General features: G+C 60.4%; 13 protein-coding genes. 7 read left to right on the top strand and 6 right to left on the bottom strand.

What is annotated here, in order from left to right; translation table 11 throughout:
• The first annotated feature begins 55 nt into the window (after positions 1-55).
• Genes ASD50_RS09400 through ASD50_RS09385 form a run of 4 tightly spaced genes read left to right on the top strand, consistent with a single transcriptional unit; the run spans position 56 to position 3,547 of the window.
• Positions 56-1,060, top strand: a complete 1,005-nt coding sequence (locus ASD50_RS09400; protein ID WP_056239573.1) for an ABC transporter permease — start codon at positions 56-58, stop codon at positions 1,058-1,060.
• Positions 1,057-1,974 (top strand): nickel transporter permease, encoded by a 918-nt coding sequence (gene nikC, locus ASD50_RS09395; protein WP_056239570.1) that lies wholly within the window; start codon positions 1,057-1,059, stop codon positions 1,972-1,974. Before ASD50_RS09400 ends, nikC begins: the two co-directional genes overlap by 4 nt.
• Positions 1,971-2,804 carry an ABC transporter ATP-binding protein gene (locus ASD50_RS09390; RefSeq protein WP_056239565.1) on the top strand — a complete coding sequence of 278 codons (834 nt, stop codon included), beginning with the start codon at positions 1,971-1,973 and terminating at the stop codon, positions 2,802-2,804. The genes nikC and ASD50_RS09390 overlap by 4 nt, the downstream gene beginning before the upstream one ends.
• Positions 2,801-3,547 carry an ABC transporter ATP-binding protein gene (locus ASD50_RS09385; RefSeq protein ID WP_056239648.1) on the top strand — a complete coding sequence of 249 codons (747 nt, stop codon included), beginning with the start codon at positions 2,801-2,803 and terminating at the stop codon, positions 3,545-3,547. Before ASD50_RS09390 ends, ASD50_RS09385 begins: the two co-directional genes overlap by 4 nt.
• Positions 3,548-3,549: 2 nt before the next feature.
• Here the strand turns inward: ASD50_RS09385 and ASD50_RS09380 are convergent, their stop codons facing one another.
• Complete coding sequence (locus ASD50_RS09380; RefSeq protein ID WP_056239645.1) at positions 3,550-4,380, bottom strand: DUF2189 domain-containing protein; 831 nt, start codon at positions 4,378-4,380, stop codon at positions 3,550-3,552.
• 214 nt (positions 4,381-4,594) lie between these two features.
• On the opposite strand from ASD50_RS09380, the gene ASD50_RS09375 reads away from it, so the two are divergent.
• The 3 genes from ASD50_RS09375 (at position 4,595) to ASD50_RS09365 (ending at position 8,099) form a co-directional block, all read left to right on the top strand.
• Complete coding sequence (locus ASD50_RS09375) at positions 4,595-6,151, top strand: VOC family protein (protein ID WP_056239562.1); 1,557 nt, start codon at positions 4,595-4,597, stop codon at positions 6,149-6,151.
• Positions 6,152-6,255: 104 nt separating this feature from the next.
• On the top strand, positions 6,256-6,984 hold the full coding sequence (locus tag ASD50_RS09370) for a N5-glutamine methyltransferase family protein (protein WP_056239559.1): 729 nt from the start codon (positions 6,256-6,258) through the stop codon (positions 6,982-6,984).
• On the top strand, positions 6,981-8,099 hold the full coding sequence (locus ASD50_RS09365) for a hypothetical protein (protein ID WP_056239556.1): 1,119 nt from the start codon (positions 6,981-6,983) through the stop codon (positions 8,097-8,099). The genes ASD50_RS09370 and ASD50_RS09365 overlap by 4 nt, the downstream gene beginning before the upstream one ends.
• A 27-nt stretch (positions 8,100-8,126) precedes the next feature.
• On the opposite strand, the gene nadE is transcribed toward ASD50_RS09365, so the two are convergent.
• The 5 genes from nadE to ASD50_RS09340 all read right to left on the bottom strand — a co-directional run.
• The gene (gene nadE, locus ASD50_RS09360; protein WP_056239553.1) at positions 8,127-9,110 is read right to left on the bottom strand and encodes an NAD(+) synthase; all 984 of its coding nucleotides are present in this window, start codon (positions 9,108-9,110) and stop codon (positions 8,127-8,129) included.
• Complete coding sequence (locus tag ASD50_RS09355) at positions 9,107-10,648, bottom strand: class I adenylate-forming enzyme family protein (RefSeq protein WP_056239547.1); 1,542 nt, start codon at positions 10,646-10,648, stop codon at positions 9,107-9,109. Before ASD50_RS09355 ends, nadE begins: the two co-directional genes overlap by 4 nt.
• A gap of 24 nt (positions 10,649-10,672) precedes the next feature.
• Entirely contained in the window at positions 10,673-10,936 is a 264-nt protein-coding gene (locus tag ASD50_RS09350; RefSeq protein WP_056239541.1) for an acyl carrier protein, read from the bottom strand.
• A 21-nt stretch (positions 10,937-10,957) separates the two neighbouring features.
• A complete protein-coding gene (gene asnB, locus ASD50_RS09345; protein WP_056239538.1) occupies positions 10,958-12,895 on the bottom strand; it encodes an asparagine synthase (glutamine-hydrolyzing) in 1,938 nt (645 codons plus the stop codon).
• A 776-nt stretch (positions 12,896-13,671) separates the two neighbouring features.
• On the bottom strand, positions 13,672-14,058 hold a 387-nt coding region (locus ASD50_RS09340; RefSeq protein ID WP_200952389.1), incomplete at its 5' end, for a porin.

Below are 14,058 nucleotides of genomic sequence, written 5' to 3'. Positions count from 1 at the left end.
GAGCGTGGCCGAATTTGAAGCGACGGCGCGTCGACGGCGCGCCGTTGGCATTGGGATGTCGATCGGCCGCTTCCTGGTCATTGCGGCGACCACCTATCTCGGTCTGCTTGCGGTGACATTTTTCATTGGCCGGGTTATCCCGATCGACCCTGTTCTGGCGGTGCTCGGTGACCGGGCGCCTTCTAACGTGGTCGAGCGGGTGCGGCGTGAAATGGGTCTCGACCTGCCGCTGATCCAGCAATTCTACATTTATCTGAAAAGCGCCCTGAGCGGTGATTTCGGCACGTCCGTGCTCACGACCAATCCGGTGATGACGGATATACGCCGGGTCTTCCCCGCGACCATTGAACTAGCGACTTTGGGAACGCTTATCGGCTCGGTCATCGGCATTCCGCTTGGCGTTCTGGCGGCCGTCAAGCGCGGCAGCCTTGTCGACCAGATCGTGCGCATCATCGGTCTGGTTGGGTACTCGGTGCCGATCTTCTGGCTCGGCCTGCTCGGATTGGTGCTGTTTTATGCGCAATTGCAGTGGGTGGCCTATCCCGGGCGCATAGACATCGTCTTCGAATATACGTTCTCGCCGATCACCGGCTTTTATCTGTTCGACGCGGCATGGCAGGGGCAGTGGGATGTGTTCTGGGACCTGTTGCGTCACATCATCCTGCCGGCTTCGCTGCTTGGCTATTTCTCGCTCGCCTACATCAGCCGCATGACCCGCTCCTTCATGCTCAATGAACTGTCGCAGGAATACATCGTCGCCGCGCGCGCCAAGGGACTGTCGGAAACCCGCATCATCTGGGGCCACGCGCTGCGTAATGCCGCCGTTCCAATGGTGACGGTCATCGCCTTGTCATACGCAGGCCTTCTGGAAGGTTCGGTGCTGACCGAAACGGTATTTTCCTGGCCCGGCATCGGACTGTACATCACCAATTCGCTCCAGAATGCCGACATGAACGCCGTGCTTGGCGGCACAATCGTCATTGGCTCGGTCTTCATCGGCATCAACCTCCTGTCGGACTTGCTCTACCGTATGCTCGATCCAAGGACGAAGGACGAATGAGCACCGTTGCCGAAACACGACGCGAATGGCTCTTGTCGGAACGCCCCGCGTCGCGGATGCAGGCCAGGCTCGGACGCGCCTACGTCACATGGCGTCGGTTCTCAGCCAACCGGCTCGCCATGGTCGGCCTCTTCATCATCATAGCCCTGCTGGTCGTCGCGGCGCTGGCCGATGTGCTGGCGCCTTATTCGCCGACCATCGGCGATCTGAAGAATGCGCGGTTGCTTCCGCCCAGTGCGCAGCACTGGTTCGGTACGGACGACCTCGGCCGCGATATCCTTTCGCGCGTCATCCACGGTTCGCGCTGGACATTGTTCGTGGTGGTGCTGGTTGCCGTGATCGCGGCACCGATCGGACTTTTGGTTGGAACGGTGGCCGGATATGCCGGCGGCTGGATCGATGCAGTCCTGATGCGCGTCACCGATATCTACCTTGCCTTTCCGAAGCTTGTGCTTGCATTGGCCTTTGTGGCCGCCCTGGGGCCGGGCATCGAGAATGCGGTGCTGGCAATTGCTGTCACGTCTTGGCCGCCTTATGCACGCATTGCCCGGGCCGAAACTTTGACCGTGCGCAATTCCGACTACATCAAGGCAGTGCAGTTGATGGGCGCGTCGCCGATGCGCATCGTGTTGCGACACATCATGCCGATGTGCATCTCCTCGCTGATCGTCAGGGTTACGCTCGACATGGCGGGCATCATCCTGACTGCCGCCGGCCTTGGCTTTCTCGGTCTTGGCGCGCAGCCGCCCTTGCCTGAGTGGGGTGCGATGATCGCCTCGGGTCGGCGTTTCATCCTCGACCAATGGTGGGTGGCCGGTGCTCCCGGTTTCGCGATCCTGATTGTCAGCCTCGGTTTCAATCTTTTGGGTGACGGCCTTCGCGATGCGCTCGATCCAAGGAGCGGCGACCAATGAGTGCGCTCCTTGAGATCGAAGACCTGCGCGTGACCTTCCCGACCCGAACCGGCGTGATTGAAGCGGTGCGGGGCGTTTCGTTCTCGCTCGGGCGGGAGCGGTTGGGCATCGTTGGGGAGTCGGGTTCGGGCAAATCGCAGACGGGCCGGGCCATCATGGGCCTCACCCCGCCGCAGGCGCGCATTTCTGCCGCCAAGCTTTCCTTCGATGGCGTCGACCTGAGGTCGCTGCCCGCGAAGCAGCGGCGCGCTTTGCGCGGCAACCGCATCGCCATGATCCTGCAGGATCCGAAATATTCCCTCGACCCTGTCATGACGATCGGACGGCAGATCGTGGAAACTTTGCGCACGCATGAGAAGGTAGGCAATGCGGAGGCGCGCGAGCGAACGCTCCAGATGCTTGAAGCGGTGCAGATCCGTGATCCGAAGCGCGTATTCGATCTGCATCCGCATGAAGTATCGGGCGGCATGGGCCAGCGCGCGATGATCGCCATGATGCTCATTGCCAATCCGGAATTGATGATTGCCGACGAGCCGACTTCGGCGCTCGACGTCACCGTCCAGCTCGATGTCCTCAATATTCTCGACCGGCTGGTTGCCGACCGCGGCATGGGCCTGATCTTCATCTCGCACGACCTGCGCCTGGTTTCATCCTTCTGCGACCGGGTCATCGTCATGTATGCCGGCAAGGTGGTCGAGGAACTGAAAGCCTCCGACCTTGGCCGCGCCGAACATCCCTATACGCGCGGCCTGCTTGACTGCATGCCGAGGATCGATGCCGATCGTCACCCATTGCCGGTACTGGATCGCAAACCGGAGTGGGCGGCATGACATCCATGCTGCGCGTCGACCAAGTGAAAGTGGTGTTCGACCATTTCCGGGCGTTGCGGGGCGTCAGCCTGGACGTTGCCCAAGGGGAATCTTTTGGACTCGTAGGGGAATCGGGTTCTGGCAAATCGACCCTTCTGCGTGCAATTGCCGGGCTTGTTCCGGTTGCCTCCGGCAAGATTGCCGTTGGCGGCCAGGTGCTCGGCAGAAAGCGTGACAAGGAATTTTATCGCAAGGTGCAGATGGTGTTCCAAGACCCTTACGGTTCCCTGCATCCGCGCCAGACGGTCGACCGCCTGCTGCAGGAACCGCTGGCCATTCACGGCTTCCCCGATGGCGAGCAGCGCATCCGCCGGGCGCTGGACGAGGTTGGTCTCGGCTCCGGTTTTCGCTTCCGTTATTCGCATCAGCTGTCAGGCGGCCAACGCCAGCGCGTGGCGATTGCGCGTGCGCTGATCGTGGAACCCTCGATCCTTTTGCTCGATGAGCCGACTTCGGCCCTCGATGCCTCGGTGCAGGCGGAGGTCCTCAACCTTCTGGAACAGGTGCGTCGCGACCGCAAATTGACTTTCCTGATGGTCAGTCACGACCTCGCCGTCATCGCTCATATGTGCGAACGGTTGATGGTGATGCAGAACGGCGAGGCGGTTGAGAGCCTCGCCGCGTCTGCACTGGGCACGCGCGATGTCAGCCAGGATTACACGCGCCGTTTGCTCAAGGCGAGCGAAGGGTTCGTGCGAACTTAAACTTACATCCGCTGCCTTGTTCTGTTCGCCTCCGGCATTGGCCCCACCAGCTTGCGATAGAGGTGCCAGGTGGAGTGGCCCAGAACCGGCAGGACCACGGCAAGCCCGACCAGAAGCGGGATGGCGCCAATGACCAGTCCGGCGGCAACGATCACACCCCAGAGCAGCATGGGTCCCGGATTCATCATCATCGCTCGGGCAGAAGTGGTGATGGCGGCATAGGCGCCGACATCCCGGTCGAGCAGCAGCGGAAAGGCAACGACCGTTGTGCTGAGGACGATCAGCGCGAAAATCAAACCAAGGCCGTTGCCAAGGATAATAAGGGCCCATCCGCGCTGTGTCGTCAGCACGTCTTCGACAAAACCCATGAAGGAAGCTGGGGCGGTGTTGCCATAGAGGTGGGTGTAGAGCGCCTGGGCCGTCATCATCCAGACTGCGAAAAGTACCACCAACATTATGCCGATCACGACAATGGCCGGCATGGCGGGGGATTTCCTGACATCGAAGGCGCGGCGCCAGGAAGTGTCGAGGTTCTGTTCGCGGCGGCGGCTGATCTCATAGAGACCGATCGCGGCAATGGGGCCGAGCAAGGCAAAGCCGGTCATCAACGGGTAGATAAGTTGAAGGGCATCACCGCCGGAGGTCCAGCTTATTAGGAATCCGCCAACGATCGGATAAATCAGGCACAAGAAGACATAGTGCGAGGGCTTGTCCCAGAAATCCTCGATGCCGCGATTGAGTGCGTCGAAAACATCCGATATGCCAATCCTGCGGATAGCCGGGTCTTGTATGGTGCTGCCGGTACCAGCCGCGTAGACATGGAAATTTGCCATGACCATTCCTCCGATCGGTTTCGGGCCGGTCGCGGCATATGGATCATTCGGCGTGACTGGTCACGCCAAACCGCAACCTGCCCCGTGGGCGATCATACTATTTGTGGTTCGTTTTGTCGCCATTGGATGCGATTGCTGTATTGGTAGCCGCGGCGCGGATTGCCGCTCTGCCTGAACCCGTTAACTTGACGTCCGAATATTCGAGGTTCCTCGCATGAACGATCCCGTCGCGCATGGCATCCATCACGTCACGCTGATCACGCGGGATGTCCAAAGGAATGTCGATTTTTATGCGGGGTTTCTAGGTCTGCGCCTCGTCAAGCGGACGGGCGGCTACGAGGATGCTACGCAGCTGCACCTCTTTTATGGTGACCGCCTGGGATCGCCCGGTTCGCTAGTTACCTTTCTGGTCTGGGAAGACGGAGCGCCTGGGCGCGTTGGCAATGGCCAGGTTTCGGAAGTCGCCTTTGCGGTGCCGCAGACAAGCCTTGGCGAATGGATGACGCGCGCCTTGAACCACGGCGTATCCTTCGAGGGGCCGTCGCGCGAGTTTGGCGAACCGCTGTTGCGGTTGAAAGATCCAGACGGCATCATTGTAAAGCTGGTCGGTATCGACCTGCCCTCAGCCGAGCCGTGGGGCGATGCAGCAATCGCGCCGCGACGGCTGCGGGCGGTGACAATTCTGACCGAGACGCCCGAGCAGACGGGCTCTTTCGTCGCGCGATTTGGCTATCGACCGGGACCGCGTTCGGAAAATACGCAGCGGATGCTTTCCGACACCGATGCGGTCGATATACGGGATGCGACCGGATATGTCGCGGGGATTCCCGGAAGTGGCACAGCCGATCATATCGCATTTCGTGCTGCGGATGTGGCGGCTGTCCGGTCTGCCCAAGCGGAGTTTTCCAAGCTCAATTCTTCGCCGACGAATTTCCATGACCGCAACTACTTCATTTCACTCTATGTGCGGGAGCCGGGAGGAACGCTGTTCGAACTGGCAACGGACGGGCCGGGCTTTGCCATCGATGAAGCTCCGGAGCGGCTTGGCGAAAAGTTGATTGTTCCACCGCATGACAGGGGACACGCTGAAGATCTCGAGGTAATGCTGCCGCAGTTTGCCATGCCGGGGAAGCCGCGCCTGCCGCAGCGCGACCTGCCGTTTGTGCATCGTTTCCATATGCCGGATGATCCGGATGGCAGCACGATTGTGCTTTTACATGGCAGTGGAGGCAATGAGGCCGACCTCATGCCGCTTGCGCATCGCATCTCGCCCCGAGCGACGCTGCTGGGCGTTCGCGGACGAAGTCATGAGGAAGGCATTGCCCGCTGGTTTCGCCGGTACACTGCGACGACCTTCGATCAGGCCGACATTCGTTCCGAGGCTGAGGCCTTCGTGGCATTTATCGAAGGCGCGATTGCGGGCTATGGTATTGATGCGGCCCGCATTGCCTTTCTCGGATTTTCCAATGGAGCCAATTTCGCCGCAGCGGTGATGGCGCTTCATCCCGATACGATCCGCTGCGCGATCCTGCTGCGTGCCATACCGGTGCTGGACGAGCTGCCAAAGGCGGATCTCGCCGGCGCTCGCGTTTTGATGGTTACAGGGTCGCAGGATCCTTTCGGCAAGCGGGCGCCGGTATTGGCGAACTGGTTTGCCGAATGCGGCGCCGATCTGGATGATCGCAAGATCGACGCAGGGCACGAGCTTGTTCCCGGAGAAGCGGAAATCGTCCGTGAATGGATACGAGCGAGCATTGGAAGGAGCAGCTAATATCCTTGCCCGCGAAGGAACCCGATGGCCGTCGCATGCAATTGGGCAATGTCAGCTTCCATTTACCTCGAACTGGTAAAGCGTGAAAGATTCACCCAAGGACCATGGGGCTGTCAGTGCCGGATATCGCCGATCTATCCCATGATGCCATGCCCGCGCAGGTGAGGTTGCACCGTTTCATGGGCGTCGAGATTGAACTGGCGCCTGATGTGCTGGTTCCACGCGAAGAGACCGAACTACTCGGCAAGAATGCGGTCTCGATCCTTGGTTCGATGGAGGGCGCGCCTGTCGTTGTAGATATGTGCTGTGGGTCTGGAAATCTGGCCGTTGCCGTCGCCTGCCATTGCGTTGAAGCGCGCATATGGGCGGCCGACCTCACCGACAGTACCGTCGCTTTGGCGCGCTCGAACGTCCTGCGCCATTCGCTTGCCGATCGGGTGACGATACGCCAAGGGGACCTGTTTGCGGCAATCGGGGCTGACGGGCTGAAGAGCGCAGTTGATATGGTCGTCTGCAACCCCCCTTACATATCTTCGTCACGCCTTGAGAATGAAAGCGCCCACCTGCTGAGCAGCGAGCCACGCGAGGCGTTCGACGGCGGCCCATACGGAATATCCATCCTGCAGCGCATGATCAGGGAGGCCCTTGATTACCTTAAACCGGATGGATGGCTGCTGTTCGAATTTGGCGCAGGGCAGGATCGTCAGGTTGCCGCGCTGCTGGCGCGCACCAAGGCATATGGCGAGCCCGAATTTGCTTTTGCGGATGGCAAGCCACGCGTTGCCATTGCGCGAAAACTTGGGGTTTCCAGGTCTTCGGAGACGGTGGCTTGAGCCGGGTTCGCGCGTTTGAAGAAGCCGACCTTCCAGCAGTCGCTGAGATGTTTCAACGCGTGCTGCGTAAAAAGTCGTCGCCTGCGCCAGCCTCGCTCACCGATTACATGCGCCGCTTCTACCTGGACGCTCCGGGGTGCGGGGAAGGGATCAATTCGCTTGTCCATGTCGATGATGCGAGCAGCGTATCTGGTTTTGTTGGTGCGCATGTCCTGCCGATGACGTTCAACGGTCGAAAACTGCGCGCCGCCATCTGCGGGTCACTGATGGTCGCGAATCCCGAAACAGACCCAATGGCAGGCGCACGGTTGCTCAAGGCGTTTCTCGACGGGCCGCAAGACCTCTCGTTCAGCGAAACTGCGAACGACGTTGCCACGCAGCTATGGACTCGATTGCGCGGTTCCGTGCTGTCGCAGTACAGCCTCGACTGGGTTCGTGTGATCCGACCTCTAGGTTTTGCCGCGAGCCTTGCCTCCAGCCGCATCGGCATGCTGCGGATGTTTTCTCCACTGACAGCAGTCGTCGATGGGCTCCACAACCGACGCATAAAGCCTGGCACGCGCAAATGGTCAGGGGTAGCCGCCGGTCAGCAGAGCCCGCCGCTGCCGCTGCAGGTCTCGCAAATCGGGAGCATGGAGTTTGCCCGGCTTCTGGAACCTCTGACCGGCCACTTCGCTCTCAGGCCGGACTGGGAAGCAAGCGCCCTCGACTGGATTCTCGCCGATGCCGGGCAGAAGCCGGATCTCGGCGAACTTGTTTTTGCATCGGTAGCTTCGCCGTCGGGAAGTGTGGTGGGCGCTTTTGCTTACTATGCGAAGCCGGGGGGAATCGGCCGCGTTCTTCAGCTTCTGGCGCGCCCCGGTCAGGCGGGCCATGTCATCGATTGCCTTGTAGATCATGCAGCGGCGCGTGGTGTGTGCGGCCTGCGTGGCCGTACGCAGCCGGTACTCATGGAGGCGATGCTGTCAAAACGCATCGCCTTTGTGCCGGTTGCCTCCACGGTCGTCCATTCGCGTGATGAAGAACTGCTGAAGGTAATGACGGGGTCGCAAGCCTTCCTGAACGGTATTGCAGGTGAACAGTGGAGCAGGCTGATCGGCGGGCGTTTTGCCTGACACGCGCCAGTCATAGACCGGCTGGGATCATCCTCCGATCTCCTCGACCTTTGAAATCAGTTGCGGGCCGAGATGCAGATACCGCGTCGCCTTGCGCTTTGCAGTGATATCCGCCCAGACCCGTTCGACTTGCTCGGCGGTCAGTCCTGCTGCCTGTCCGACTACCTCAGCGGCCATGCCGTTGTTGAGACCGTAGAGGCATAGGTCCATGCGATCGTAGGGCAGCGAGAAATAGAATTCCTCTTGCGTCTGCGCGAGCGAATAGGTGTCGGTCGTAGGTGGGCGCTTTCGGATTTCTTCCGGGATGCCGAGGTGGGCGGCAAGGGCATAGACCTGCGTCTTGTAAAGGTGGGCAATAGGTTTCACGTCGGCCGCGCCATCGCCGTTCTTGACGAAGAAACCCTGATCGTACTCAAGCCGGTTCGGCGTGCCGACGACTGCGAAGTTCAGGCGATCGGCATGGAAATATTCGATCTGCTTGCGTGTACGCTGTTTCATGTTTGTCGCCGCGACGATGCCGAGATAGACGGCAGGCGGCATGCGCAGTCTTGTCTGGCGGCCTTGTGGGTCCTGCACGACGAGGGAAGAAATATTGTAGCCCTCGCTTTCGAGCGCATTCGCGATGACGATCTTTGACGCCCAGCCCGGACCGTAGTCCGGAACAAGCTCCCGGATGAATGTATCGCGGCGTTCGTAGCACCCCATCGCGCGCAAGGTCGGGCCGATATCTTCCACCGCCGCCTCGACACCGAAGGTTTTTGAAACGAGCCGCCCTAGACGAAGGCTGTCAGGGTCGGAATCGTCTTCCGGCATGAAAACGCAGAACACGTTCCTGGCGCCGACGGCGCGGACCGCGAGGGCAAGCGACACGCTTGAATCGATGCCGCCAGATAACCCGAGCACCAGGCCGCGCTTGCGCATGCCACGCAACTGCTCACGCAGGCCGGTCGCGATGCGGTCGATTTCGGCTTCCGCGTCGAGCGCCAGCAATGCGGATGAATCGACGCTCATTGTGCAGCCCCTACGGATTCCGCCGCCAGCCGCCGGCTGATCTTCCCGGTTTCCGTTTTCGGTAACTCCGACCGGAATTCGATGGACTTGGGCACCATGAAATCCTCGAGGTGGTGAGCGCAGTGGCGAATGATGTCTTTTTCGGTCAGCGCCGGATCCGACAGCACGACAAGGGCGCTGATTGCCTGTCCAAGCACCGGATCGGGCAACCCGACGACGACTGCCTCCGCGACGCCTGGATGCATATGCAGCACCGCCTCCACTTCCTTTGGAGCGACCTTTTCCCCGCGCGTCTTGATGATGTCGTCCTTGCGTCCGACGAAATAGAGAAAGCCATCCTTGTCGGCCTTGAACAGATCTCCGGTGTAGAGAACCTTTTCCCAAGCATTGGGGCCGGGCCGCAACATTCGTTGCGTGGCTGCTTCGTTGCGCCAATAGCCCTGCATCACATGCGGTCCGCGAATGACCAACTCGCCCGCAACGTCCGGTGCGGCCCGCTTGCCGTCTTCATCGACGACGAAGGCTTCCGTGTTGGGAATGGCGATCCCGACCGATCCCGGCCGCCGATCCAGTTCTTCCGGCGGCAGGTAGGTACAGCGCTTGCACTCAGTCAGGCCGTACATCGAATAGAGCTGCACGCCGGGGAAAAGCGACCGCATACGCTCAATGTGGGCAATGGGCAGGGCAGCGGCGGTGTTGGTGATGTAGCGCAGGCTGGGCAGGAAGCCCGGCTGAAGGTCACGCATCTGCAAGATCATAGCCGCCATGGTAGGCACCAGCGGCAGGCCGGTGACGCCCTCTTCCCGGATGCGGTCGAAGATCGCTTGCGGAAATGCGAAGGACTTTTCCAGAACCAGCGTTGCACCCATCCGGACCGCCATCAAAAGCTGGTAGAGGCCGTAGTCGAAGGCCAACGGCAGGACGTTGAGGATGATATCGTCCGGCGTGTTTCTCAGATAGGTGGTGATTGAGTCCGAAGCCGCATCACAATTGCGGTGGGACATCATCACGCCCTTGGGTCGGCCAGTTGAGCCCGAAGTGTAGATCAGCATGGCAAGATCGACATCTATGCCATGATGGTCGATCTCCCGCGGCTCGTTTGCGAGGCAGTCCGTGAAGGAAGCCGCGCCGGCCGGACACTGGCCGTTGGGCCCGAGCGTGGACGCCACGAAGATTGGAGCTTTTCCGGCAACCGCTTCGGCAACCACCGGCATCAGCTTTGCCTGGGTGAGGATGGCGGAGGCTTCGCAGTCGGTCAGGATGAAAGCCAGCTTGTCGGCCTTGGTGGAGGCGTTGATCGGGCTGAAGGTGGCGCCGGCCTTCAGAACCGCGAAGATCGAGACGGCGGCTTCCCAGCAATTGTCCATGAAGATCAGGACACGATCGTTGCGTTTCACGCCATTTTTGGCGAGAGCGCCCGCCAATCGGCTGGAAAGGTTGTCGAGCTCCTCGTAGCACAGCCGTTTGCGATCGGTGACGAGAGCCACCTTGCGCGGATGGCTTGCGGCCTTGTCGGTTAGAAACTGCTCGATGCGCAACGACCTGCCCTCATCGCTGTCCGACTATGCCGCGACCGACCCTGCGCGCGTCTCGATGAAGGACGAGATGCGTGCAAGCGAGTCGAGATTGGCAGGAACGATGTCGGTATCGCTCATGGTGATGCCGAAATTGTCCTCGATGAAGGCGACCAGTTCCAGCACGGCGGTCGAATCGATGATGTCGTTCTCGATCAGCGATGCGTCATCCGCCAGTTGGTAGGACGTGTCGCCGAACAGAAAATTCTCGACGATGAAATTGCGGACCCTGTCCTTGATTGCCTCGGCCATGCGTTTCCCTTCTTTTGTGCTTCAGGCCGCCTGTTCGGCCCGTTTGCCGTTTTCGGCGAAATTCCGTTGCCACAGCTGCGTCGACAGGATGCCGACGAAGGCCGCATTGTCGCGGAAGCCCGACACCGGCTGTGTGCTGCATTTTTGATGAAGCTTTGCCACGGCCTTGGCGTTGAACAGGCCATCTGCCGCGATACTTTTCTCGTTCAGGCAATCGCGCACATAGTCGAGCTCGCCACTGCCCATGAATGCCTGGCTGTCCGGCGCGCGGTAGGGTTGCTTGGTGCGATCGAGTATCCGGGGCGGAAGCAGGCCGCCTGCCGCCTTGCGCAGTATGTGCTTTTCCACCAGCCCTTTCAGCTTCATTTCGGGCGGGAGCCGCGAGGCGAACTCGACGAGACGGTGATCGAGGAAGGGGAAGCGGCCTTCGATGCCGTGCGCCATAGCCATGCGGTCGCCCTGGCTGGAGAGGATGTAGCCCGGCAGGAGGAAGCGGCTTTCCAGATACTGCGCCTGGTTGAGCGGATGCCAATGCGCGAAGGCATCGGGCAGCCGGCCAACAAGGTCGTCCGCCGCGTCGTAGCCTTGCAGCGTCTCGCGCAGGTCGCCCGAGAAAAAGATCTTGGCGGCGGATGTGGTCTTGAACCGTGGCCGGTGCGAAAACAGCGGATCGTCGGGTGCGGCGTCGTTGGCGCCGAAGAATGCGGCGAGATACTCGACCGACTGCTGCTGCAAGCCCGGCAGGTAAGGGTAGAGTTTGCGGAACAGGTGCGGCCTGATCTGCGAGGCCGGCTGGCGGGCGCAGAAGCGGCGCACGCGCGCTTCCTTGAAGACATCGTAGCCGGCGAAGACCTCGTCTGCTCCTTCGCCCGTCAGGACCACTTTCAGCCCGGCGTCGCGGACCAGCCCGGACAGTTGAAAAAGCGGAGCAGGGGCGGTGCGGATGATCGGCCGTTCGGTGAAGCGGATCACCTCTGGAAAGACGCGCGCTATGTCGCCTTCGTGACAGGCAACCATTCGATGTTGAGCGCCAAGGGCGGCGGCCATCTCCTGCTGGTAGGCGCTTTCGTCGTGTTCGGCGCTGTCGAAGGTGACCGAGAACGTCTTGAGACCCTGCGGCGTCATGCCGGCGGCAAGTGCCGAGACCAGCGAGGAGTCCAGCCCGCCCGAAAGGTAGGAGCCGACGGGCACGTCGGCGCGCATGCGCAGTTTTACCGCGTCGGTCAAAAGCGCGCGCAATTCCTCTGCCGCCTCGGCTTCGCTGGCGATCCGCGGCGAAGCATCGCGATGCGGAAAGTCGAGCTGCCAGTAGGTCCTGATGCGGGTGCGGCCCTGCTCGACGGTCATCAGCCTGCCGGGCTCGAGTTCATCGATGTTGCGGAAGGCGGTGCGCGGCGCGATGGGCGCCCACAGCGTGAAAACCTGGTCGAGCGCGATCGGATCGATTTCGGCCGTAACCCCCGGCACCTTGAGAAGCGCCTTTATCTCCGAGGCGAAATAGAGCGTTCCGTCCCGCTGCGTATGGAAGAGCGGTCGCACGCCCATGCGGTCGCGGGCCAGCATCATGCGCCGTTGCCGCTGGTCCCACAGCGCGAAGGCGAAATCGCCGTTGAGAAGCGACAGGCAGTCTTCACCCATCTCGTCATAGAGGTGCAGGATGACTTCGGTATCACTGGATGTGCGGAAGCGCCGGCCCCTGGCCCGCAGCTCGTCGCGCAACTCGACATAGTTGAAGATTTCGCCGTTGAAGGCGATGGTCAATTGCCCGGTCTGGTCCGACATCGGCTGCTGGCCATCGCCCAGCCCGACGATGGAGAGCCGCGCATGGCCGAGCCCTGCGCCGGGAGCTATGAATTTGCCTTGCTCGTCGGGGCCGCGATGCGCAATCGCCGCGGTCATCTGCGTCAGCAGCGTGTCCGCGTCATGCACATGGCCGACGTAACCAGCAAATCCGCACATGCTTCGAGCGCTTCACCCGGCGTTTCACATTGAAAGGTCGCGCCTAGCATAAGGGGCGAGAGACAATCATGCGTTACCCGTCTGGTTTCGCTTCACCTATGGTAAACGATCGGTTGGCTGGAGCGGGCAAGAGCCGAACGCGCCTGCAGGAGGCCCGACAAATGCGGGGTGAACAGGACGGAGTGAAAGGATTTGCCTTGTCGACCCCGTTGGCAGTCGGGATCAGATGGTGCCAGAAGAGGCATCGAACGTACGAATTAATATACTGATATTACAAGATATTTTTTTGACGACTTGTTTCAAATACCAACAAAAATACCAACAAAACAAAATCTGTCTCGGAGCTACGGTGGCTATCTTGCTAACGATAGTACATGCGACTGCGCGCCGCATCTTATGCGTCGCGACAAATAACACGACAGCTTCGCCATCCATTCGCTCATCTGGATCAGCGTCGTCATGACCGTTCCACCGCCTTCTGGGAGCTCCGTGTTAGTTGGAACACCTCATACCAGGCGCAGCTATCCGGCTTGAAGTATGTATCGCGCGCATTAAGCGGCTTCGAAGTTATCTAACAGGTCGCCTCCCTTGGCTCCAAGTGCGTCACGCACGACCATCCCTGCACGGCACTGCGAAGACGAAGTCAGAAAGGGTTTGAGCTTGCATCCGCGCAGCAGGTAAATCGAGGTAGAGAAATTTCATGATGTGTAGCGCAAATGGAAACGGCCCGTGATCCGAAGATCACGGGCCGCAACTCAGATCAGCTTGTCAGCTGATTAGAACGAGCGCTGGAAGCGCAGGATGCCGCCGATACCGTCATCAACAGGCGTGTCGTAGTAGTCAACTTCAGCCGTAACGACGAAGCCCGGGACAACCGTGTAAGCAACGTTGGCAACGATGCCGAGAGTCTCGAAATCGTCATACGAAGCCTGAACGTTGAACGCGGTCTTCTCGTTGATCTGGTAGGAGCCGCCGCCCCAGACAGCCCAATCGCCGCCCCAGTTCTTGTAGAAGTTCTGGCCGCCGTTCAGAGCGTCGGTCACAGCGTCCGACGTACCCCAGCCACCCATCACGAAGAGCGAGAGCTGCTCGGAAGCGTTCACGTCCAAGCGAACCTTGCCGGTGAACTCTTCCCAGTTGCTGTCGTAAGCGCCGACAGCCGA

This window comes from Mesorhizobium sp. Root552 (genome assembly GCF_001427285.1).
Taxonomy (GTDB): domain Bacteria; phylum Pseudomonadota; class Alphaproteobacteria; order Rhizobiales; family Rhizobiaceae; genus Mesorhizobium.
Note: the sequence above shows the minus strand (reverse complement) of the source record. Positions and strands in the feature narration are given on the sequence as shown.

Bases quoted from the DNA above. Each gene is read 5' to 3' on its own strand.
- ASD50_RS09400 (WP_056239573.1), top strand. From the start codon at position 56: ATGTCGATCGGCCGCTTCCTGGTCATTGCGGCGACCACCTATCTCGGT.
- nikC (WP_056239570.1), top strand. From the start codon at position 1,057: ATGAGCACCGTTGCCGAAACACGACGCGAATGGCTCTTGTCGGAACGC.
- ASD50_RS09390 (WP_056239565.1), top strand. From the start codon at position 1,971: ATGAGTGCGCTCCTTGAGATCGAAGACCTGCGCGTGACCTTCCCGACC.
- ASD50_RS09385 (WP_056239648.1), top strand. From the start codon at position 2,801: ATGACATCCATGCTGCGCGTCGACCAAGTGAAAGTGGTGTTCGACCAT.
- ASD50_RS09380 (WP_056239645.1), bottom strand. From the start codon at position 4,380: ATGGCAAATTTCCATGTCTACGCGGCTGGTACCGGCAGCACCATACAA.
- ASD50_RS09375 (WP_056239562.1), top strand. From the start codon at position 4,595: ATGAACGATCCCGTCGCGCATGGCATCCATCACGTCACGCTGATCACG.
- ASD50_RS09370 (WP_056239559.1), top strand. From the start codon at position 6,256: ATGGGGCTGTCAGTGCCGGATATCGCCGATCTATCCCATGATGCCATG.
- nadE (WP_056239553.1), bottom strand. From the start codon at position 9,110: ATGAGCGTCGATTCATCCGCATTGCTGGCGCTCGACGCGGAAGCCGAA.
- ASD50_RS09350 (WP_056239541.1), bottom strand. From the start codon at position 10,936: ATGGCCGAGGCAATCAAGGACAGGGTCCGCAATTTCATCGTCGAGAAT.
- asnB (WP_056239538.1), bottom strand. From the start codon at position 12,895: ATGTGCGGATTTGCTGGTTACGTCGGCCATGTGCATGACGCGGACACG.